Consider the following 21,886-nt stretch of genomic DNA (forward strand, 5'->3'; position numbering starts at 1 on the left):
ATTCGACAAAAATCTTATATAATTAGTTCATAACGCTTGCTAAGGAGAATCCTATGAATCCAAAACAGTTAGAAGAAAAAATAATCGAAAACTATCGTGGCGAAGAGAAAATGATGATTCTCGTCTTTGCTCAATGGTGTGTGAATCATGACCTTGATCCAGAAGAGTTATATTTACAAGCCTATCCTAATCAGGGTTCTAATCCAGCTTTACGAGAGGCCATTGAGTTAACTGTATCAAAAGAAGAAGCTGGAGAAGTCAGCGACCAAACGTTGCTTGGTGTGTTATCGTTGTTTGGCAATGATGATCTTGCGTTTGTGGTTACGGAAGAGATCAACAAACTGAAGAAATAACATTTTGTGCAATTTTTGAGTGGTTTTGTGCGGATTTCGGGTCATTTTGTACCAATTTATGAAGTTAAGTACAAATAACGATTAGTTTTGTACAAATTTTAAGGATTTTTGTACAATAAGACATTTTCTTCCAGTATTTTTTCCAATAAAGCAGACATAGTTCACTAGCTATGTCTGCTTTATTACTTAATAATGATACTCCCTGTTCACCGGTGAAGGCTTCATTAAGAAATCCTTTAATGCCTCTCGATTTTCCTCCAAATTGATTTCTAGAACAGCACCAGCATGAGGATAGGTTTTGTTAACATAGCTATTTTGGACCGGGATACGTAAACTGTCGATATTTTTGATTGGATAAAAAACTAGTTTTGACAGTACTGCTAAAATCTCTCCTTTATCCATGTCTGACTCCACATGATTTAAACTTTCCTCAACAAAATCCGGCAGGGCGGCTAACGACTCTATATGACTAAATTTGTTTTTCAACTGTTCCTTTACCTTGACGATAACTTCCTGTTGTCGTTTAACGCGACCAAAATCACTTTCGTCATCATGCCTAAACCGAACATATTTTAACAATTCTCTTCCTTTTAGCGCATTTTCTCCAGGGTTCACCTTCATATTGAAATCATCAATCATCTTTTGACTAACATTTACAGTAATACCCTCTGGAGCAATCAAGTCAATAAAATTCGCAAACCCTTCAAAATCTATAGAAATGGAATGGTCCACTTTTATACCGAAATTTTGATAAATGGTCTTTTTTAATAATTCATTTCCCCCGATAAAATAGGCCATATTAAGCTTGTCGTAGCCCTTTTTATGCCCGGGAATCTTGACATAACTGTCTCTCATCACACTAATTAACTTGATATTACCTTCTTTAGGAACATATTGAGCAATTATGATGGCATCTGAAAAGGATTGAGGTTCGCCTCTTGAATCACTACCAATTAAGAGAAAGTTCATCATTCCTTTTTTATCTTTATGATTGGTACTATCTTCAATTTTGGATGGTGAAGAGGGTTGAACTTGATTTTGGTCACTTAAATTTCCAGCTGAACAGCCTCCTAAAAAAATAGAAAGTAAAATTATCATAAATATTCTCAAGCTTTTCACCAACTTTCACTAATATTCGATTCAAGATAAAAGTTGCTACTCTGTTAATTTCTCATCTTTTGCTTTTGTTTATTCTTCATTGCCATTATCTTTCCTTCCATAAACCTTATAATCACAGGATGATTTGCATAAAATTCCCTTTATTACACATATTAAGAAAAAATTATTTTGAGGGATATCCATGAAACCAAAGGCAGATCTTCCCAGCAAAGAAGCAAGCTCACAAAACGATGAGAATCAAAATTGGCTCCAACGATTATCAAAATCCAATGACTTTGTTCATGAGCACACTTCCATTAAAAAGGAGAATCCTTTTTGGCTTTCGTACTATCGGACACTGATTTCATCTGACATCCTTCACCAGGATGTTTTGCCCTTTTTGAATGAGCAACTATCATTAGAGGAATTAAAAAGTGTTATACCTGTACAAGAAATTCTTTGTACAAATGATCCTAAGGTAATCATTGAAAACCTAATGCGGGGATTCTTGGCACTTCAAAGGCATGAACAAGATGAAGAATGTTTATTAATAAATATTGCTAACAGTAAATTCCGTGATGTTAGTATAGCAATGATGGAATCGTCGACAGTTGGACCACAAGTTGGTTTTATTGAAGAATTAGACACCAATATTAATCTTATTCGAAAACGATTACCTGTCCCTGAATTGCTTATAATCGAAATGAAAGTCGGCGAACTTTCAAAAACCAATGTTGCCGTTATCTATATGGATGGGATTGCGGATCCGGAAAATGTGAACACGGTTGTTCAAAGAATAAACGATGTTCAATATGATCATATCCAGGACAGTGCTTATCTTTCTTCAATGATTGAGGACAATACGAATTCCTTGTTCCCACAATCAATATCAACTGAGCGAGTCGATCGTGTGGCAGCAGGGCTAACAGAAGGAAAAATAATCATTGCAGTGGATGGTTCACCAAATCTAGTCCTTGTTCCAGTTACCTTAATTGAATCGTTTATTGCGATGGAAGATTATAGTTATTCCTGGATTATTGGAAATTTCTTTCGACTCATACGCTTTTTTACTTTGTACATTTCTGGGCTAGCTACTCCCTTGTATGTAGCGATCATGACGTATCATTATGAATTGATTCCTGCCCCATTGCTCGAAACTCTAGTTGGTTCAAGGGCAACTGTTCCCTTTCCTCCTTTTTTAGAGGCTTTAATGTTAGAAATCATGATTGAAATGGTTAAAGAGGCAGGTATTCGTTTACCATTTAAAATCGGGCAATCTCTTGGGGTTGTGGGTGGGATTGTTATCGGACAGGCAGTCGTTGAAGCGGGGTTAACTAGTAATGTATTGCTTATTTTAGTAGGGCTCGGTACCCTAGCTTCCTATACGTCGCCGGTATATAAATTTAGCAACACTGTTCGGTTTATTAAGTTTCCAGTAATTATTCTTTCCCAATGGTTTGGATTGTTTGGGGTGTTTTTAGGATGGCAATTTACACAAATCCATTTATTACGGTTAACTTCTCTCGGGCGTCCTTATTTAAGCTTATACCCAATACGATCAACATCTTTTCAAGATCTTTGGTTTAGACTTCCTTTTTCCAAACAGCAAGAAAATCCGACCACCCTTAGACCGCAAAAGAAAAGAAAAGCAACTGGGAATCGAGAAAACCCAGAGCCAGTGAACGATTTTTATGAATAAATCGTAAAGGGGTATTCCAGTGCAAGTGAATAAAAGGCATCAAGTTTCTCCCTATTTAGTTTTCTTTATTATTTATAATTCACAAGTTGGGGTTGGCATATTAGGATTCCAAAGAACCATTGCTGCGAAAGCAGGATATGATGCTTGGATTGGTGTACTCTTGGCAGGGTGTTTAGTTCAACTATTCATATGGATGATGTATAAACTGCTCGAAAAAGCCGATGGAGATATCGTTGATGTCCATTCAAAAGTGTTTGGGAATATTCTTGGTAATTTTTTTAGTTTTATCATTATGATTTATTATTGGTTGGCAAGTGTCTCGGTCTTACTTGGATTTATTGAGATTATTCAAGTTTGGATGTTCCCTACATTACCCTCATGGATACTTTGTTCATTAATCTTAGTTGTAGTTTATTATTGTGTATCTGGAGGATTTCGGGTTATTGTTGGTGTTTCTTTTTTGTCATTTATTTTTCCACAAATCACCCTAATCGTCCTTTATATTTTTCCATTGAAAGCTGCTCATTTTTCCAATTTACTGCCAATCATGAATCATTCTTTTTTGGATATGCTAGATGCAGTCAAAAGTTCTATGTATACGTTAGCAGGAACAGAAACGTTACTCATGTTCTATCCATTTATAAGAGATCCTAAATCGTCAAAAAAGTTCGCTCATTTAGCTGTATTGTTTACTACCTTACTATATACGCTTTCTGCGATTGTATCATTTACCTATTATAGTGAAAGACAGTTAAAAGAAATCATTTGGCCAGAATTAACTTTAATAAAAATTATCCGGCTATCTTTTTTAGAACGCTTTGAATACCTATATATCTCCATGTATTTAATTATCGTTTCAGCATTGATCACTTTACTGTTATGGTGTACTACCAGAGGTCTAAAGAGAATTTTTAAAAAGAAACAAAAGAACTTTTTAATCATTTTAAGCCTACTCAGTGTCGTTATATCTCAATTAATAAACGAACAATGGAAAGAAACACTGGGTAAATACGTAACCCAACTAAATTTATGGATCTTTTACGGCTACATCCCAATCCTCCTAATAATTTTCACAATACTAAGAAGGAGAAAACAAAATGGCTAATCGAACCTTAATAGTAATATGGGTTACTATTTTCTTATTATCCGGTTGTTCTCTGATACCCACCAACATTGTCAATCAAATAAATATGACGCAGGGGGTAGGATATGATTGGGCCGGAAAAAAAATGATAAAAGGATCCATTACCTATCCAATTTATAAGAAGGATCAGCCCTCTACCACTGAAGTCAAAATATCCTTGGGTGAAACGAGTAAAGAAATTCGGAGCAACATAAATAATGAGTCACGGTATCCATTAGTCAGCGGTCAATTACGGGTTGCACTTTTTGGAAAATCACTAGCAAAAAAAGGGATTACTGATGTGGTTGACACCCTAAACCGTGACCCAGCCATAGGCAGTGTTATTCAAATGGCTGTCGTCGATGGGGATGCCAGTGAACTACTTAAAATGGAGAAATTCAAAACAGAAAATGTTTCGTTGTTTGTACAAGAAATGCTGGATCAATCCATGAAATCAGATAATCTTCCTGAATCAAATTTACAAACATATTCATTTCAATTTAACCAAAATGGACAGGATCCCTATTTGCCATTAATCAAACAGATAGAAGATAATATTAAAATTATTGGCCTGGCGATATTAAAAGATGATCGATATGTCTTTCCTATTTTTATGGAGGATGCATTCACATTTAAATGTTTAGTTGATAAATATATACAAGGCTTACAGCGTTTCACTTTAGAAAATGGTGAAAAGGTCGTTCTAGATAATCTTCATTCAAAAGCACACTATCAAGTAAAAATAAAAAAAGGCCGACCGGAATTTACGATTAATCTTAAGTTGAAAACAAGGCTTCAGGAATTCACATCTCCCAAGAAAAAAAGGGTAGCATTGGATAAAAAACATATCCAAAAGGAAATTGCCGAGCAATTAGAAGAGCACTCATTAAAACTCATCAAAAAGTTTCAAAAGCATGAAGTGGACCCTTTAGGTCTAGGTGCAAAATATAGAGAACAAAATCGCGATTTTAATGAAAAAAAATGGAAGAGATTCTATCCAACAGCAAAAGTTCATGTACATGTAAAGGTAGATATCAAACAAACTGGGACTGTAGATTAATTTTTAAAAATGGAGCGGATATTTTTAAGGTAAATGGTCAAAATAAAAACAGGGCTTGTAGCTCAAGTGGTAGAGCAACCTGTAGTCCTTCTTGTTGACTGCAGTGTGTCTTGTGGGTTCAAGTCCCACCAAGCCCTTTTCTATATTAGCCAACGAAAAAAGGTAAGTCAGTAATAACACTGACTTACCTTTTTTTATTAACCCTCAAAAGTAAAGGGACCACAAAGTGTCAGTCCCTTTTTTCAATCTTTATAGTAAGCCAAAATATCTAACCGTTTGTGTAATAATGAGGGGAACAAAGATTGCGATAACAGTCGGAATCAAGAAAGCGAGAAATGTCCATTTCTTACTCTTCGTTTCTTTATAAATATTTAGCAAGGTCGTTCCGCATGGATAATGAAGAAGCGAAAATAACATCATATTTAGTGCAGTGAGCCACGTCCAACCGTGATCAAGAAAGATTTTCTTCAAATCTACCATGCTATCAACTTCGGTTAAAGATCCTGTTGATAAATAACCCATCAATAGGATTGGAAGAACAATTTCGTTTGCCGGTAACCCTAAAATAAACGCCATCATGATGTAACCGTCAAGGCCAAGCATTTTTCCAAATGGGTCCAAAAACTCAACAGCATACATCAAAATGCTGGTATCACCAATGTAAATATTCGCAAACACCCAAGTTAAAATCGCTGCTGGAGCAGCCACTTTAACGGCGCGAACTAATACAGACCAAGACTTTGTTAAAGATGATCGAATCACGGTATCAAATATCTTCGGTTTACGGTAAGGCGGTAATTCTAATGTGTAATGAGTTGGTACTCCTTTTAGGGCCGTTTTCGACAGAACCCAAGAAACAAAAAAGGTTACCACTATACCAAATAAAACAATACCGACAACGACCCCTGTGGTAACTAGTGATGCTGCCCCACCTGTAAAATTGGCAGCCATGAATAACGATGCTAAAACAATTAAAGTTCCCCATCGGCCATTACATGGAACAAAGTTGTTTGTAAGGATGGCCAGCATCCGCTCTCTTGGTGATTCAATAATCCTTGTTGAAATAACCGCTGCCGCATTACAGCCAAATCCCATCGCCATTGTTAATGATTGCTTCCCATGGGCACCTACTCTTTTAAAGAGCCGATCCATGTTAAAGGCTACCCTTGGAAGATAACCATAATTTTCTAATAATGCAAATGTTGGAAAAAAGATCGCCATCGGCGGTAGCATAACACTAATCACCCATGTCGTTCCTCGGTATAAACCGAGAACAAGGACTCCGTGCAACCAATCGGGTGCATGCAGGAAGGTAAAAAATGATGTAATATACCCCTCTAAGAATCCAAAAAACTCAGCTATCATGGAGGATGGGATATTTGCTCCTGCGATTGTTAAATAAAATAGAACTCCTAACATAGCAATCATGATGGGAAAACCAAAAATTGGTGAAGTAAAAACTGCATCCAGTTTTTCGGTTCGAGTATCCCTTTTTGATTGTGTGTAGGTAATTCCTTCATGACATAATTTATGACTGCGATCGTAAAGGTTTTGAACAATGTCATCTCTCAGCTTTGGTGTCGACAGCTCCTGAGCTTCAGCATAAAGCTTTTGAATACTCATTCTCTACACCACCTCCTGCAACCAATCGGTTACTAATTTCATTCAGTAATGATTCATCTCCATCTAGCAATCTCAAAGAAACCCAACGAGAGGATAATTGATCTCCAATAAATTCACGTACTTTAGGTTCAATTTTTTTAATCTTAGCTTCGATCTCCGCAGGATAGGACACCTGTACCGGGTTGCATTCAATCACCCCAGTCACAATCCGATCAATGGTATCTAAAAGCATAGGAAATCCCTTTTTGTTCCTGGCAGAAATCTTGATGACGGGAACCCCCAATCGATTGGTCAACAATCGCTCATTAATCTGAATTCCTTGTTCTTCCGCAACATCAATTAAATTGATACAAATGACAACATTTGTTGTCATCTCTAATACCTGCAACGCTAGATTTAAATTACGCTCTAATGAAGTCGCATCTAATACCACAACCGTCACATCTGGTTTTTCGAAAACGATATAATTTCGCGCAACTTCTTCATCCGTTGAATTCGAGAAAAGTGAGTAGGTACCAGGAAGATCAATAAGATTAAACGTTTTATCTTTATGCTGAACAGTCCCGTGTGCCAGTGAAACGGTTTTTCCTGCCCAATTCCCTGTATGTTGTCTGAGGCCGGTTAAGGCATTGAACAAGGTACTTTTCCCAGTATTCGGATTTCCAGCTAAGGCAATTCGATATTCATTACTCATAAGACACCAGCTCCCCCTCTATTCTTGAACTTTCCTCTCTTCGTAGTGCGATGGTTGTTTGACTGACACGAAAAGCAATTGGATCTCCTAACGGACTTTTTCGGATAACCTCTACGAGCGCTCCATTCACAAATCCTAAATCTAATAATCTTCTTCTCATGACACCCTCTAGATTTATATCAGTTATTTTTATTAAATTTCCTTTTTGACCATTCACAAGTTTGATAATTTTAGGGTTATCCATCTCTCTTTCCCCACCTTCAAAGTTTTTACCGTGTGCAACTTTTCTTTAATTATATGTAATAATTCTAAAAATGTCTCCTATTTAGCAAAAAAAATTATTATTTATGTGTGGACCTTTATCTAAAAAAAGGAATAAAAGCCATTTTTATTCAAGGAAGTAATCTATATCACTTGAATTTTTAACAAGTTATGGTAATCTAAAGTTAATTTTTAAAATATTCAGTTTTTTTAAAAATACGAAGGGGTGAGTAAAATGTTTGATTCTTCAGGAGGCTCCTACGAGGTAGTCAACTCAAATATTTGTCAAAGTTGTGGGAGTGTAACCTTCCAACCGGATGTATCTTCTACTAGAAATAAGAAAGGATTGACTTATGTAATTTTGGGATGGTTGTTCTTCGCCGTATCGCTTGTCTTCATGCCGCTCTTGTTCGGAGTTGGGGCTGTATTTATGGGCATCATGACTTTTTGTGAACGCAGTCAGATCCACGGTGCGATCCTTACTTTTTTTGCAGCCACAGGTTTAATCCTTGGGACACTGTTTAGCTTTATGGTATCAGGAACATTTTTTATTTAAGAACTACAAAACCCCTTATGGAAAAGACTCCATTAGGGGTTTATCTTCTAAAGCATTTATAGTGTACCAACCGTAAACATCTGCCATTCTGGCGGCAGGAGTTGTTGATATTGACGTTGTAAGAATCGATCATCAATCAACACGATCGTTCCAAGGTCCTCTTCTGAACGAATTAACCTTCCCCCAGCTTGTAGTACCTTGTTCATGCCAGGATATACATAGGCATAGTCATAACCATTTTTGTTTTGTTGATTAAAATGTTCTTTAATGAGATTCCGTTCAAAACATAGTTGCGGCAAACCTACACCGATAACCACAACCCCATTTAGGCGATCACCAATCAAATCGACACCCTCCGAAAAAATTCCTCCAAGGACCGCGAATCCCAGTAATGTTTCCGTTTGATTCGGTTTAAAAGCATCCAAAAAGGCTTCTCTTTCCGGTTCAGTCATCCCAGGTGCTTGAATAATTGTTTTCGTTTCTTCATCCTGCTGCTTGAATTGTTCATAAACAGCTAATAAATACTGATAGGATGGGAAAAAGATAAAATAATTCCCAGGCCGCTTTTTTATCAATGATTGAATTCCTGCTGCGATTGATTCCTTCGTCTGTTCGCGATCACGGTAACGAGTGGACAATGGATGAATATAGACATCGACCTGATCACTTGAAAATGGCGAAGGGATGGATAGCACATAATCATCCTCCTGCCCGCCAAGTAGATCTTGATAAAAGTTTAAAGGCGAAAGAGTTGCTGAAAAGAAGATTTTGGATCGATATCCCTTTCCCATTTGATGAAGAAGCTTAGAAGGATCAATGCAAAAAAGCTTTACAATGAAATCATTTTTCACTTTTTCTACGTAAATGACATAATGTTCATCTAGAAACTCATTGATTTTCAAAAAATTATTGACGATAAAGTACGCTTCCAAAAGAGTTGGTGAAGCTTCTATAGAGAGCACTTGTTCGGTAGCTTCTAGAAATTGTATAAGGGAGTCAAGCAATTCTTCATTCAGATGATTAAGCGTGAACTCATGCTTATCTAGATTTTCTTTTTTTAGTGATAGAAACCAGGCATTAAGCTTATTAGCTGCGTCAAACAGGGATTTATTGACACCTTTAAATTCCTTTTTCAATTGTAGAAATACCTCTTTGTTTATGGAGGATGAAAACATCTCCCGGCCGCGGTCTACAAGATTGTGGGCCTCGTCAACCAATAGAGCAGTAGATTTTTTTTGATCTTCCAACAACCGCTTTAAGGAGACGCGCGGATTAAATACATAATTGTAATCGCAGATGATGCTATCGACGACATAGGCAAGGTCAATCGAAAATTCAAAGGGACAGACGGTGTGTTTCTTAGCGTAAATTTCGATTACTTCTCGAGTCATGCCGTTTTCATTAGATATGATATCAAGTATCGCATCATTAATCCGGTCATAATATCCATTAGCAAATTCACAATAATCCTTTTGACAATTGGTTTCGTCCTTAAAGCAAACCTTGTCTTTTGCCGTAATTGTTACGGTATTTATGCAAAGACCGCAAGATCGCATTTTCTTAAAAGCCTCTTCGGCCGCTGTACGGGTGATCGTTTTAGCCGTAAGATAGAAAACTTTGTCCAAATGCCCCTCACCAATAGCTTTTACGGATGGAAAGAGTGTCGAGATTGTTTTTCCAATGCCGGTTGGCGCTTTTGCAAACAGATTTTTCTTATCTAAAATCGACTTATAGACCGCCCCAGCTAATTTCCGTTGCCCCTCACGGTAGGTTTCAAATGGGAAGGTTAGCTCTCTACAGCTCTCATTTCGCTTTTTTCGATGATTAGAGAGAAGGTTTGCATAAGGGGAATAGTCCTCCATTACATTTTCTAGAAAGACTTCAAGTTCGGTGATGTAGTATCTTTTTTGGAAAAATGTCTTCTCAAGTGTATCAACATGGACATAGGTAAGCTGTACAGTGATAACCTGTAAATCATTATCCTTGGCATACATAAAGGCATACAGTTTCGCTTGTGCCCAGTGCACGGGATAGCCGCCTTGCTGAATCTGCTCCGAAGCGTGCGAAAAGGATTTGATTTCATCGATAATCACCTCTTCATCACGAAACAACAACCCATCACACCTGCCATCTACAGTGAAAGAAAGGTCTCCTGCCTTGACCTCTGCACGGAGGTATACTTCTTTCTGATCAGATTCTCCATACGTTTTCTGGATCATTTGATGAATTCTTGTTCCATCTAACATCGTTGATGGTGAACGGAAACGTGAATCGATACTTCCGCTCCGAAATACATGTTCAACGAGAGTTCTTACTGATATAGAAATAGTATCTAACACTAGAACCACCATCTTACTAAAAAATAATTATAGGAATATACGTTCGCTTTTATTATACCAGTTTTTCCTCTTTTTTGGATAGTTTCCAACTCATTAATAAAAAACAGGTAAGGACGAACCAACATCCTTACCTGTTTACTATGTGAATCATTATGATCGAATTTGTCCAGTTCCACGGACAATCGCTTTCGTTGTTGTTAACGCTCGGAGGCCCATTGGTCCGCGGGCATGAAGCTTTTGTGTACTAATTCCAATTTCTGCCCCATAACCAAACTGCTCGCCATCGGTAAATCGGGTGGATGCATTATGATAGAGGACCGCTGCATCGACTGCCTGGAAGAAGCAACGAACATTGTCAAGATTTTCACTGATGATGGCCTCGGAATGTTTCGTTCCATACTGATCAATATGATCAATCGCTTCCTTCACATCATTTACCAGTTTTACGGCCAAAACCGGTGCTAAAAATTCACTTTTCCAATCCTCTTCCGTGGCCTGCTTTACAAAAGGATAGTCAGCTGTTAAAACTTCATCCCCACGCAGTTCCACTCCCCGGTCATGAAGCGAATGTAATAATTTTTCTACATAAGGCCATTTTTCGTGAATTAGCACGGTTTCCGCTGCATTACAAACGGATGGCCGATGTAATTTTGCATTAATCGCAATGTCGATAGCCATGTTTTCTTTAGCGGTTTCATCAATGAAAACATGACAATTGCCTACGCCTGTCTCCAAAACTGGAACTGTTGCATTTTGAACAACTGATTGAATTAACCCTGCTCCACCGCGAGGAATAAGCACATCGAGGTATTCATTCAATTTAAACATTTCAGCCGCTGTTTCACGGCTCGTGTCCTCTAAGAGTTGAACGGCATCTGCTGGAATAGCAGTTTCATTGAGTGCCTTCTGCATGACATGAACAAGCGCTTTATTAGAATGGATCGCCGAAGTGCTCCCTCTTAAAAGAACAGCGTTTCCAGCCTTTAAGCACAGACTACCTGCATCAACGGTAACATTGGGACGCGCTTCATACACCATTCCAATGACCCCCAGCGGAACCCGAATCGTTTCGATTTGTAACCCATTCGGACGCTCCCATGCTTCAATTGTTTCGCCAATTGGATCCTTTAAATCTACCAGCTGTCTTACTCCATCGACAATCTGTTCAATTCTTTCATCTGTTAAAAGAAGCCGATCCAAAAGTGATTCGGAAAATCCATTTTCTTTTCCTGCTTCTATATCCTTTGCGTTTTCAGCGATTAACCATTCTTTCTCTCTCAATAAATGGTCCGCCATCGTTAACAACGCTGCATTTTTGTCTTCAGTTGACAGCATCCCCAATTGTTTAGATGCTTTTTTCAATTTGCTGGCTTTTTCTAATAATTCACTCATTTATTTTCACTCCTTTGGCATGGTGACCCAATTATCACGATGAATCACTTCTGCTTTTTTGTTAATCGAATAATCTTTGGATTGTTCACTTGGCAAGCCTTTTACTTTTTGTAGATTCTTAGATGAATAGTAGCTTTGTCCTTTCCCGACGATTCTCCCTTTTTGATTGCGGACCACGACAACATCTAAGGCATTAAACTCTCCTATTACATTGGTCACTCCTACTGGCAGTAGACTTTTACCTTGAAACAACACTGCATTCACTGCCCCATCATCAATTTCAATTACTCCACCGACCTGTGAGTGGTAGGCGATCCATTGCTTTCTCATTTGCATTTGCGTTTGGAAGGGCCCTCCAATATACGTCCCATCCCCTTTACCAGCTAAAATATCCACCAGTTTTCCCTTTCCCTTACCTGTGCCGACAAAGACACTGACACCAAGGGAAAGAGCTTTTTTTGAGGCTAGTAATTTTGACTTCATTCCACCCGTTCCTACCGAAGAACCAGCCTCCCCTGCAACTCCTAGGAGGTTTTCAGATATTTCGGGAATAAAATGATATTTCTTGGCTTCCTTAGACGTTTTTGGATTGCCATCATATAAACCATTCACATCGGTTAAGATCATCAGTGCATTGGCATGTAAAAAGCCACTCACGAGAGCAGACAACATATCATTATCACCGAAAGTCAATTCCTCAATTGCCACCGAATCATTTTCATTTATTATCGGTAATACACCTTTTTGGAGTAACTTCTGAATCGTATTAAAGAGGTTATGAAACCGGACCTGGCTATAAAAGTCTTCACGCGTTAATAGGATTTGGGCCGGTACGATACTAAACTCGTTAAACAACTGAATATACTTTTGCATCAGAAGCCCTTGACCAACAGCAGCCGCTGCCTGTTTCCCAGATACAGTTTTGGGACGAGTGGGATAACCAAGAGAACCAAAACCCGCGGCTACAGCTCCAGATGAAATAAGTAAAACATCATGCCCTTGTTCTTTCAAAAAAGCAAGTGCCTCAACATGGTCACGTATTTTTTCTTCAGAAATTGTCCCTGAGGCATTCGTGAGTGAACTGCTCCCAATCTTTACAACCACCAACTGTTTTTTCATATCCCTCTAACCCTTCTTTTAAAATAGGCTGTGTTAATTTTGTCTGTTGATTTCCGTTCCAGGCACTTCGCTTTCCGCGGGCGTGCCGGGGAGCCTCCTCGTCGCTTTGCTCCTGCGGGGTCTCCCCTGCCCCGTACTCCCGCAGGAGTCTTCGTGCCTTCCACTCCAATCAACAGAGTGCAAAAATCAACATTACCCTTTAACACAGCCTTAAAATAAAAAAAACGACTCTTCTGTCCTTATAAAAAGGACGGAAAGTCGTTTCCGCGGTACCACCTTTATTGATGCCATGCACCCACTTTGGACCCGTAACGAGGGTGACGGCTTATGTTTGCATAAGCAGTGTATGTGAGGGCAGGTTCAAACTTTTTTCCGTGAGAAACCTTTCAGCCGGTGGGTTTCACTCTCTAACACGTTCCAAAGATTTACTAATCCCAAACTGTTTTTCGATTTATAATTTCTTTGATTATCCTCAGAAAATGATAAAAAGTCAATAGAATAGTTTAAATTTTTAAAATAAAATGCTAACCGATTGCTGTTCGGTTAGCATAAAGGAAGTATCTATTTATTACTTTGTTTATACCAGACCGCAGCTGCTTCCACTTCATCATAGGTTAATTGGTGGCCATTATGCTCCCAGTGAAGATGGACTTTTGCCTGCGCATTTTCCAACATTTTTTCCAGGTCCCCTGATTCCAGAGGCGAACAAATCGGATCGTTCGTTCCTGCGCCAATAAAGACACTTACCCCCGTTAAATCTGGCAATTCAATTCCTCTTAATGGAACCATTGGATGATGGAGAATGGCCCCTTTTAAGGCATCCTGGTAATGGAACAACAAACTCGCTGCGATATTCGCACCATTGGAATATCCAATCGCAATGATATTCTTTCGATCAAATTCATAGGTTTGTGAGGCTTCGTCTAGGAATTCATACAATTCTTTTGTACGAAAAATAAGATCCTCCTCATCAAAAATCCCTTCAGCTAATCTCCGGAAAAAACGCGGCATCCCATTTTCAAGGACATTTCCGCGTACACTTAAAAAAGAAGCATCCTCATCAATTTTACCTGCAAGTGGAATCAAATCTAACTCCGTTCCGCCCGTCCCATGTAGCAATAAAAATGTTGGCTTCGTTGCATCTTTTCCTTTTTGAAATATATGTTTCATCGTGTCCTTCCCCTTTCAAATTTAAAAGTTCCTTGCAATTATTGTTAGAAATTTGGTCATTTCCTAACCGTCCAAATTGATTAAATCTCTTAATTTCAATTATCTCGAATATGAGATAATAGTAATACTTAACGATGGTTTCGTCAACTCTTTTGAATCACTCTAAAAAAAGCAAAAGCACCCACAGGATGCTTTTCAATCTATAACTTCTTATGTTATGACTACTTTTAATAAAATTCCAAGGGTAATACCAAGAAACATAGAAGTTAGTGTTCCCAATAAAAAATATTCTGCCCAGTCCCTGTCATCCATTTGTTTAAAGCGGGCAATCGATTTGGCAGCCACAATAAATCCAATGGCTGGGTAGGCACTATAAAATGTTAACAATAATACTAGTAATCTCTCAATATAGCCGATTAATTTCCCACGCGAAAGATCATGCTTACTGAAAACTGTAAAATTGTATTCTTCTGTTAATCCTTTTTTACCCCTACGAATAAATTCAGCTTCATTTTGTTCATTTTTAAAAGAATATTTCCCCTCAAAGGTCAAAAGTTGATTTGGCAGGGAACCGAGGAGGATCTTGATCATATGTCCGCTTACAGTTGTTGTGAGGATAACAATGATAATAAAAAACAGAACAGAATCAATAAAGCTTAACCCCCCATTCTGTTGAACGAATCCTACAATGTTAAACTGAAAGCAGAACATACATGCTAGTAGAATCGTACCTAGATGCAGGACCTGATCTAAAACAAAGTAACCTAGCCGCTTCATATTTTCCTCATTCGTCATTTTCAATTTATTAAGCAGGATAATCTTAAACCAATCCACAATAAGATGCGACGCCACAATACAAATCAAAGGGATGAACAGGTGTTTAAGGATATTCTCAAAATTATAGTCGAGAATCCAGAATCCAATTAATACTAAAGCAGTCGTGAAAAGATGGTGGCTGACATGTTTCCATAAATTCTTTCTTTTTGCAATGACCATGTCATCTGTTTGTAAATAAAAATCAGCAATGAAGTGGGCAAGAACTAGACTGAAAAATAACATGGTTTCTCCTCTCTCTATAGCTGAATCTTAAGAATCAATAAGTGTGTTTACAATCGATTGCAAGTGAGTCCTGATGCTTGTTGTAAGATTTTCATTTGTAGTTTCTGGATGAATGACACTTTCCGGATACGCTTTTTCTTGTAATGAATGCAATATACTAATAATCTTTAAAAATGTATCTAGGATTTCTTCACTATTTCCCTTTTTAAAATGGCTCGATATCGTCGGGGCCGTTCTGCCAAGAATCTTTGCAATCCCTTTTTGCTGTTTTAAAATAAGGAAGAGGGTACAAACGATCTCTTGAATATCCGTTTGACTCTGAATGAATTTCAACTGCAGATGTAATAATGCATTGATTAGAGTCTCAAATTCATTTCTGAACTGATGGTAAGGTAATGAATCATTTGAATAGAACTGATCCAATTCGAACTTAAAGAGCATTCTGTTTTTTTCTTGTTTAATTAAATCATTTGCATACCTAGCTTGTTTGACCAATGGATGAATCCATTTCTCAAGGTCCACATTCTTCACTTCTTTGTCAATATCCCCAAAGGCCAAGCCGAAATAAGGCATATGCTCCTTGTATTTCCACACCCTGCTTACAAAAAATGCAATCGTATACGCAGTTGAGTATCCAGGGCCAACAAAAATAATTTCATCTCCCGCACGATGCTTTATTTGGATCGGACCAAGATTCTTTGTCCAACAAGTAATCCAGTCCACCACATCATCCAAATAAACAGTAAGTTTCTCCCCCATTTCTGGGGTGGAAGAATTACTTACATCTAAAATAAAAATCGATATCGGAACATTCATTTAGTATCCCCTTCAATCAAAATAGTTAGATTATATAATCTAATTCTAATTATGTTAGATTATATTGTCAAACTGCTTTCTGATTAGTTCATTTAGCGAAACTATACCTTGCATTCCCACTAAACGATTACTCCAGTGTCTGGAACTGTCCTAGTAAATACTCACATATTCTCTCCGAATGGAGCCTAACCGCAATATAAGGGGGGCGGACTCCTCTTGCAGCCTCTAATGGCAAACCAAGCCATAACAGCTGCTCATCGATCATAATGAATGGAAACGGCAGGCTGATGTTCAATAACTGATTGGGTTGCAGCTCTTCCCACGGCCCCCCCGCCAAAACCGTTAATTTTACAGACGGGCTCCTTTTTTGCAGCTGTTCCTTCCATTGTTCAGAAAGAACTGTTTGGTCCGGTAAAGAAAGAATGATTGATTTTTTTGCTGTTTGAAAGTCACTGAATACTTTCTCTAACTTTCGTGCATGGCTCCACTGTAATCTTGACTGCTGATTCTTTATCCATTTACCAATATCCTTTGTTCCGATTGTTTGCTGCTTACGTCCTTGATGTTCCACTAGCTGTCGAAGTGTTTTCCCATTATACACATGTTTTCGAATAAACGATTGATCGCTGACATGAATGAACTTTCCTTTTGTCCTGGTGATGGCCACATTGATCAATCGTTCACTATCCTTTCCAGTGAGAAGCATCCCTGCCCGTGTTTGTGGTTCACTATCCACCGTGTCAAAAATCATGACATCCCGTTCACTGCCTTGAAATCTGTGCACGGTCGCAGAAATAATGTCAGCGGTTGAACGTTCCTTTTCATATAAGTCAGTAAGCAGTAACTCCATTAAATTTGCTTGCGCGCGGTAGGGTGTCACATAACCAATTGAACGAGCCCCTGCCACGTACGACTCATGAATTAATTGAAAGGACAATAATACATGCCATATATTCATGCGTGAATTCGATGCCTTTTCTGTCATGCCATATATCCCTGAGTGACTTGTATCAAGGAGAACAGAGGCCATACCTTGAAAGGGTGTCCGATCGACGATTGATTTTCTACTTTTTAAAACACTTTCATGATCACCGACAAGCGAGTGGTAAATATACTGATTCGTGAAAGAAGAGATATCCGGATGCATTCTCCGTTGCTCTCTTAATAAAAAAAGATGCGGATGCAGCATTCCATCTCGAACCCAGTCGACCACACCAGCGCGATGGAAGATATCTTCTTTTAACCACATGGTGACTAAGGGATCCCGGGAGGAGGCAATCGGTGGTAACTGTTTAAAATCCCCACAAATAATCACTCGCTTTCCTAGCGTCGCAGCAAGAGCGGCTTGAGGGACATATGCCATACTAGCTTCATCCAGGATGACAAGGTCAAATTCTTTTTCATAAATTGCTGCATCACCCGCCGCTTTGGCCAGTGTTGTCCCCACGATAAACGCATCCTTAATAAATTCAAGCTCTTTTTGGCGGATTTTTTCAAGGACTCTGGCAATTTTCGTTTCTAGTTCCAGCAACTGATTCGTGTCCCTTTTGCTAAAAGAACGGGCGATGTCTTGCTTTAGATTCCGTCTTTCCGCTAGTAACATTTCCTTCTCTTCCGCTAGCCGAGGATCTTCTTTCTGAAGAAGTTGACTAGTGGTAACTGCTTTGTGATCGGCAAACTGCTCGCTTGAATTGAATCCATAGCGGAGTACATCCCCCTCACGAAAACGGCCTTTCTTTTGAATAAAGGTTGATATCTCATGAATGAGTACATCAACCGCTTGATTACTATGTGATAAAATTAACACTTTCTTTTCCTGGAAATACTTATTAGCGGCTACTCGGGCCAAAGTATAGGTTTTCCCTGTTCCAGGAGGGCCCCAAACGAAGGTAACAGGGTTGTATTTGGATCGTAAAACGAGTTCATGAACATTGCTTTTACTTTTTTCAACGGGATGCTTAGCAGGCATGGAGGGGTCCATCAATCTTTTCACTCGGATTCGTTTTTGCTTATTTTTTTTCATTTCATCCAGCCGTTCAATGAGCTGTTCGAGTAATTCCCATGGATCATGAAAAAGCTGTGCTTCGTGAATTAAATCTCCAAATGATTGTTCCATGGCAAGCATAACCCCCTTCCCTTCAGAAGAAAGTACTCGACCGCTCTGTTTTATACTTCCCCACTCGAGTCGAACCTGAGAACCAATGGGTATACGGATCGATAAAGCGGTATCGAAGTAGTATGTATAGGATCCCTCTGTGGATAGCAGCCTTCCATTGGAAACAAGAAATTTGTTACTGCCATATTTTTTTAAATGGAGGATTTCATTCTGTAACGCTTGCTGCCATTCTTTAATAAAATTTATTACCTTCATTAGAATATTCCCTTCTATATGCATATCCTTAATAAAAAAGGAAAATTTGTGCTGATTGCAAATATTATACATTAATTAGATATGGAGGGATATTTCTAATGAGTAATTTAGATTTCTTAGAAATAAGCCGGAATTTTAAGAGTTATTATCGAGCCTTACGTGATGCCCATTATTATTTAAGGAATGATTCTGAATTAAGCCAAGAGGAATTACAAGCAGTTACAAAGGTATTAAGTAAATTAATTTATGGATTTATTCGGATTAAAGGGATATCTTTCCGAGAAATGGACCGCGAGCAATTCGAACAAGAATTTAATCTATTTCATCAGGATTTTCTAAATGTCATTCAAAACAGCGGAGAAAATAATGTAGATTTCGATCAATTCACTGCACTAATGGATGAAATAATTGGGATTGCCATAATGAGAACAATTGCTCTGGGAAAAATAGCGAAAGTAAAACAACAATCTTTATTTGAAGATGTTGAAGTAGATGAAGTACTTGAAGATGTTGAAGTAGATGAAGTACTTGATGATGTTGAAGTTGATGAAGTACTTGATGATGTTGAAGTTGATGAAGTACTTGATGATGTTGAAGTTGATGAAGTACTTGATGATGTTGAATTAGAATTAAGTAATGAAGATGAAAATAATGATGCTGTTGAGGAAATGGTTGATGATATGATTGAAGAAATTGAGGTAATTGATAAAACACAAGAGACAGTAGCTGAAGTTAAACCAATAAATAATACTTTGAGAACTTTTAGTACTGATTTTGGGGCTCTAAATAATGAAGTTGAAGATGAAACTATTACTTATGCAGGTAAAACTTTTAGTACTGAAGTTGAACCTCTAAATAATGAAGTTGAAGCTATCTTATATGAAATTGAATATGTGGAGGACGAACTGCCAGAACAGGTGAATGAAGTTCGAGTGGTCGATGTGATAAATGAGGTTGAAAAGGTTAAAGAGGTTGAAAAGGCGGCTTTCACGCCTAAAAAAGTGAAAAATAATTTTATTTATGCGGCTCCAGTTGTGAATCATTATTTTGAACCCGAAAGTAGTGACGAATTCCGTTTTAGACCTCGGAGGAGAAGAGATAGATAACCCCTGAAAAGACCAACTTGGTCTTTTTTTTTATAATAAAAAAATCGCCCAAAAAGGCGATTTTGATTAGTATTAGATTGATACGTCACCAATTGAGAAGGAGCAATTCAAGACATCAGAAATCTTCGCTAACATAGAAACCTGAACATCGAGTTCGCCTTCTTCTATCGCTTCAATCGTTCCGGCAGTTAATCCTGAAAGTAAAGCTAGTTTTTCTATATCAATTTCACGATTTAATCTCATTTTTTTTAGTTGATGTCCAATATGGTTCATAGTAAGCCTCCTCATTATGTAAGCGATTTCATTTTGCTGATTTTATTATATTAAACTATTTAAATATTTTCAACACTTTTAATAACCAGTACCTTGGCCGCCCGTTATAATCGCAATACTAGAACTTGCACCAATTCTTGTTGCTCCGGCTTGGATTAGCTTTCTTGCAGTATCTAAATCTCTCACACAGGCAGAAGCTTTAACACCCATTTCTGGACCGACCGCTTCACGCATAAGTTTAATGTCTTCAGCAGTAGCACAGCCAGGGCCAAATCCTGTCGACGTTTTCACGAAGGCGGCTCCAGCCATTTTTGCTAGAATACAAGCTTTTTTCTTTTCTTCGATTTCAAGAAGGCCTGTTTCAATAATGACTTTTACTGGTGCATGACCATTCGCCGCTAATACAACACCTTCAATGTCTTTTTTCACTGTCTCAAAGTCGCCAGATTTTAGGGCACCAATATTTATAACCATGTCGATTTCAGTGGCGCCATTTGCAATTGCGTCACGCGTTTCTGCACTCTTAACAAATGTGCTCGTTGCTCCAAGTGGAAAACCAACAACGGTGGTAATCCCTACTCCAGAACCTTTTAATTCTTGGGCTGCTGTTGCAACCCAGTAAGGATTCACACAGACAGTGGCAAATTTATGTTCTTTAGCTTCTTCACAAAGCTTTACAATTTGGTCTTTGGATGCTTCAGGCTTTAAAAGTGTATGGTCAATCATCCGAGCCACAGAGGGCCCGGTAATAATCGATGATGATGTTCCTTCTTTATATGTCACATTTCCAGAAGTTGAAGGCTTCACTTCTTTCAACGCTTCTTTATTCGTCAATTGCTGCATAATTTGATTCGTAATTTGTTCTACCAATGCTTCAATTTGCATCGTGCTCACCCCACAATATTATAATCGATCAACAATTCCGGCAATGACAGCATCGAAAGAACCATTAGGGTCTTCTAATATGTCTCTTGCCGATCCACCTTCTTCTAGAATCAGGACATAATCGCCAACACCTGCTGATAAACGATCGAAGGCAATCATCGCATCCCCACAATCCTTACCAGATGCGTCCACAGGGATGACAACCATAAGCTTTTTATTTTGATGACTTGGTGTTTTAATCGTTGATACGACATTTCCAACCACTTTTGCTAGTTTCATTATTTTGCAACAGGAAGAATTTTCTCGATGTCTGAATGCGGTCTTGGAATCACGTGAACAGATAAGAATTCGCCGACACGCTGTGCTGCATCCGCACCTGCTTCAGTTGCTGCCTTAACCGCACCAACATCACCGCGAACCATGACACAAACTAATCCGCCGCCTACATTTACTTTGCCTAGTAAAGTAACATTTGCTGCTTTTGTCATGGCGTCCGCTGCTTCAATTGCCCCTACTAAACCTTTAGTTTCGATCATTCCTAATGCGTTACTCATTTATTTTTCCTCCATTCGATTGGTCACATTATAGTAGTCGATGATTCCTAAGATTCCAGCATCTGATGGAACCAAATCTTTATTTAGCGGTAAGGATGATTCCTTGCTTTTTGCTAAGTAAACAAGATCTCCTTCTCCTGATTGTCCAATCGTATCTATAGCCACAAGTGGTTTGCCTTTATCCTTCAATTGCTCATCTACTGGTTGGACAATCAGGAGCTTTAAACCTATTAAATTGTCATTTTTATGTGTACAGACCATATTTCCTATCACTTTGGCTACAAACATTTTTCAAACCTGCCTTTTTTTCTATATAACTCTGAGTTAAACTCTCC

23 protein-coding genes and 1 tRNA gene are annotated in these 21,886 nt (G+C 38.3%); 7 read left to right on the forward strand and 17 right to left on the reverse strand.

The features are described 5' to 3' along the window. The first annotated feature begins 53 nt into the window (after positions 1-53). A complete protein-coding gene (locus BR30_RS0125155) occupies positions 54-353 on the forward strand; it encodes a hypothetical protein (RefSeq protein ID WP_026567423.1) in 300 nt (99 codons plus the stop codon). 186 nt (positions 354-539) lie between these two features. Here BR30_RS0125155 and BR30_RS0125160 read toward each other — a convergent pair whose 3' ends face one another. Then, the gene (locus BR30_RS0125160) at positions 540-1,451 is read right to left on the reverse strand and encodes an LCP family protein (RefSeq protein WP_035446109.1); all 912 of its coding nucleotides are present in this window, start codon (positions 1,449-1,451) and stop codon (positions 540-542) included. 202 nt (positions 1,452-1,653) lie between these two features. On the opposite strand from BR30_RS0125160, the gene BR30_RS0125165 reads away from it, so the two are divergent. The 4 genes from BR30_RS0125165 (at position 1,654) to BR30_RS0125180 (ending at position 5,470) form a co-directional block, all read left to right on the forward strand. Then, the gene (locus BR30_RS0125165) at positions 1,654-3,150 is read left to right on the forward strand and encodes a spore germination protein (protein WP_026567425.1); all 1,497 of its coding nucleotides are present in this window, start codon (positions 1,654-1,656) and stop codon (positions 3,148-3,150) included. 19 nt (positions 3,151-3,169) lie between these two features. After that, positions 3,170-4,255 (forward strand): GerAB/ArcD/ProY family transporter, encoded by a 1,086-nt coding sequence (locus BR30_RS0125170; RefSeq protein WP_035446111.1) that lies wholly within the window; start codon positions 3,170-3,172, stop codon positions 4,253-4,255. Further along, entirely contained in the window at positions 4,248-5,333 is a 1,086-nt protein-coding gene (locus BR30_RS0125175) for a Ger(x)C family spore germination protein (protein ID WP_026567427.1), read from the forward strand. Before BR30_RS0125170 ends, BR30_RS0125175 begins: the two co-directional genes overlap by 8 nt. 51 nt (positions 5,334-5,384) lie before the next feature. Next, a tRNA-OTHER gene (locus BR30_RS0125180) sits at positions 5,385-5,470 on the forward strand. Positions 5,471-5,582: 112 nt separating this feature from the next. On the opposite strand, the gene BR30_RS0125185 is transcribed toward BR30_RS0125180, so the two are convergent. Genes BR30_RS0125185 through BR30_RS0125195 form a run of 3 tightly spaced genes read right to left on the reverse strand, consistent with a single transcriptional unit; the run spans position 5,583 to position 7,894 of the window. Further along, positions 5,583-6,956 carry a nucleoside recognition domain-containing protein gene (locus tag BR30_RS0125185; protein WP_026567428.1) on the reverse strand — a complete coding sequence of 458 codons (1,374 nt, stop codon included), beginning with the start codon at positions 6,954-6,956 and terminating at the stop codon, positions 5,583-5,585. Beyond that, positions 6,931-7,650, reverse strand: coding sequence for a FeoB small GTPase domain-containing protein (locus BR30_RS0125190; RefSeq protein ID WP_026567429.1), 720 nt, complete (start codon positions 7,648-7,650; stop codon positions 6,931-6,933). Before BR30_RS0125190 ends, BR30_RS0125185 begins: the two co-directional genes overlap by 26 nt. Beyond that, entirely contained in the window at positions 7,643-7,894 is a 252-nt protein-coding gene (locus BR30_RS0125195) for a FeoA family protein (protein ID WP_026567430.1), read from the reverse strand. The genes BR30_RS0125190 and BR30_RS0125195 overlap by 8 nt, the downstream gene beginning before the upstream one ends. A 252-nt stretch (positions 7,895-8,146) precedes the next feature. Between BR30_RS0125195 and BR30_RS34525 the strand changes: the two genes are divergently transcribed. Next, positions 8,147-8,467 (forward strand): hypothetical protein, encoded by a 321-nt coding sequence (locus BR30_RS34525; RefSeq protein WP_035446113.1) that lies wholly within the window; start codon positions 8,147-8,149, stop codon positions 8,465-8,467. A gap of 56 nt (positions 8,468-8,523) precedes the next feature. On the opposite strand, the gene BR30_RS0125205 is transcribed toward BR30_RS34525, so the two are convergent. From BR30_RS0125205 to BR30_RS0125235, 8 genes are all read right to left on the reverse strand, one after another. Beyond that, positions 8,524-10,806: an ATP-dependent DNA helicase gene (locus tag BR30_RS0125205; protein ID WP_026567431.1), complete on the reverse strand. Its 2,283-nt coding sequence runs from the start codon at positions 10,804-10,806 to the stop codon at positions 8,524-8,526. Between the two features lie 150 nt (positions 10,807-10,956). After that, positions 10,957-12,198: a glutamate-5-semialdehyde dehydrogenase gene (locus BR30_RS0125210; protein WP_026567432.1), complete on the reverse strand. Its 1,242-nt coding sequence runs from the start codon at positions 12,196-12,198 to the stop codon at positions 10,957-10,959. A 6-nt stretch (positions 12,199-12,204) separates the two neighbouring features. Then, the gene (gene proB / locus BR30_RS0125215) at positions 12,205-13,317 is read right to left on the reverse strand and encodes a glutamate 5-kinase (RefSeq protein WP_026567433.1); all 1,113 of its coding nucleotides are present in this window, start codon (positions 13,315-13,317) and stop codon (positions 12,205-12,207) included. Then, positions 13,314-13,523 carry a hypothetical protein gene (locus tag BR30_RS38175; protein ID WP_155928829.1) on the reverse strand — a complete coding sequence of 70 codons (210 nt, stop codon included), beginning with the start codon at positions 13,521-13,523 and terminating at the stop codon, positions 13,314-13,316. The genes proB and BR30_RS38175 overlap by 4 nt, the downstream gene beginning before the upstream one ends. Before the next feature lie 355 nt (positions 13,524-13,878). Next, complete coding sequence (locus BR30_RS0125220; protein ID WP_026567434.1) at positions 13,879-14,487, reverse strand: alpha/beta hydrolase; 609 nt, start codon at positions 14,485-14,487, stop codon at positions 13,879-13,881. Between the two features lie 210 nt (positions 14,488-14,697). Beyond that, a complete protein-coding gene (locus BR30_RS0125225; protein WP_026567435.1) occupies positions 14,698-15,546 on the reverse strand; it encodes a DUF3307 domain-containing protein in 849 nt (282 codons plus the stop codon). A gap of 27 nt (positions 15,547-15,573) precedes the next feature. After that, complete coding sequence (locus BR30_RS0125230) at positions 15,574-16,362, reverse strand: hypothetical protein (RefSeq protein WP_026567436.1); 789 nt, start codon at positions 16,360-16,362, stop codon at positions 15,574-15,576. Positions 16,363-16,489: 127 nt separating this feature from the next. Next, a complete protein-coding gene (locus BR30_RS0125235; protein WP_026567437.1) occupies positions 16,490-18,733 on the reverse strand; it encodes an AAA domain-containing protein in 2,244 nt (747 codons plus the stop codon). Positions 18,734-18,831: 98 nt separating this feature from the next. Between BR30_RS0125235 and BR30_RS0125240 the strand changes: the two genes are divergently transcribed. Then, positions 18,832-19,839, forward strand: a complete 1,008-nt coding sequence (locus tag BR30_RS0125240; protein WP_026567438.1) for a hypothetical protein — start codon at positions 18,832-18,834, stop codon at positions 19,837-19,839. A gap of 72 nt (positions 19,840-19,911) precedes the next feature. Here the strand turns inward: BR30_RS0125240 and BR30_RS34530 are convergent, their stop codons facing one another. The 5 genes from BR30_RS34530 to BR30_RS0125265 form a co-directional block, all read right to left on the reverse strand. Next, complete coding sequence (locus BR30_RS34530) at positions 19,912-20,112, reverse strand: helix-turn-helix domain-containing protein (RefSeq protein WP_035446115.1); 201 nt, start codon at positions 20,110-20,112, stop codon at positions 19,912-19,914. Between the two features lie 78 nt (positions 20,113-20,190). Further along, positions 20,191-20,838: a deoxyribose-phosphate aldolase gene (gene deoC / locus BR30_RS0125250; RefSeq protein WP_035446195.1), complete on the reverse strand. Its 648-nt coding sequence runs from the start codon at positions 20,836-20,838 to the stop codon at positions 20,191-20,193. 177 nt (positions 20,839-21,015) lie between these two features. After that, the gene (locus tag BR30_RS0125255) at positions 21,016-21,276 is read right to left on the reverse strand and encodes a EutN/CcmL family microcompartment protein (RefSeq protein ID WP_026567440.1); all 261 of its coding nucleotides are present in this window, start codon (positions 21,274-21,276) and stop codon (positions 21,016-21,018) included. Further along, complete coding sequence (locus tag BR30_RS0125260) at positions 21,276-21,551, reverse strand: BMC domain-containing protein (protein WP_026567441.1); 276 nt, start codon at positions 21,549-21,551, stop codon at positions 21,276-21,278. The genes BR30_RS0125255 and BR30_RS0125260 overlap by 1 nt, the downstream gene beginning before the upstream one ends. Continuing rightward, positions 21,552-21,839, reverse strand: a complete 288-nt coding sequence (locus BR30_RS0125265) for a EutN/CcmL family microcompartment protein (protein ID WP_026567442.1) — start codon at positions 21,837-21,839, stop codon at positions 21,552-21,554. Positions 21,840-21,886 lie beyond the last annotated feature (47 nt).

This window comes from Bacillus sp. UNC41MFS5, from assembly GCF_000686805.1.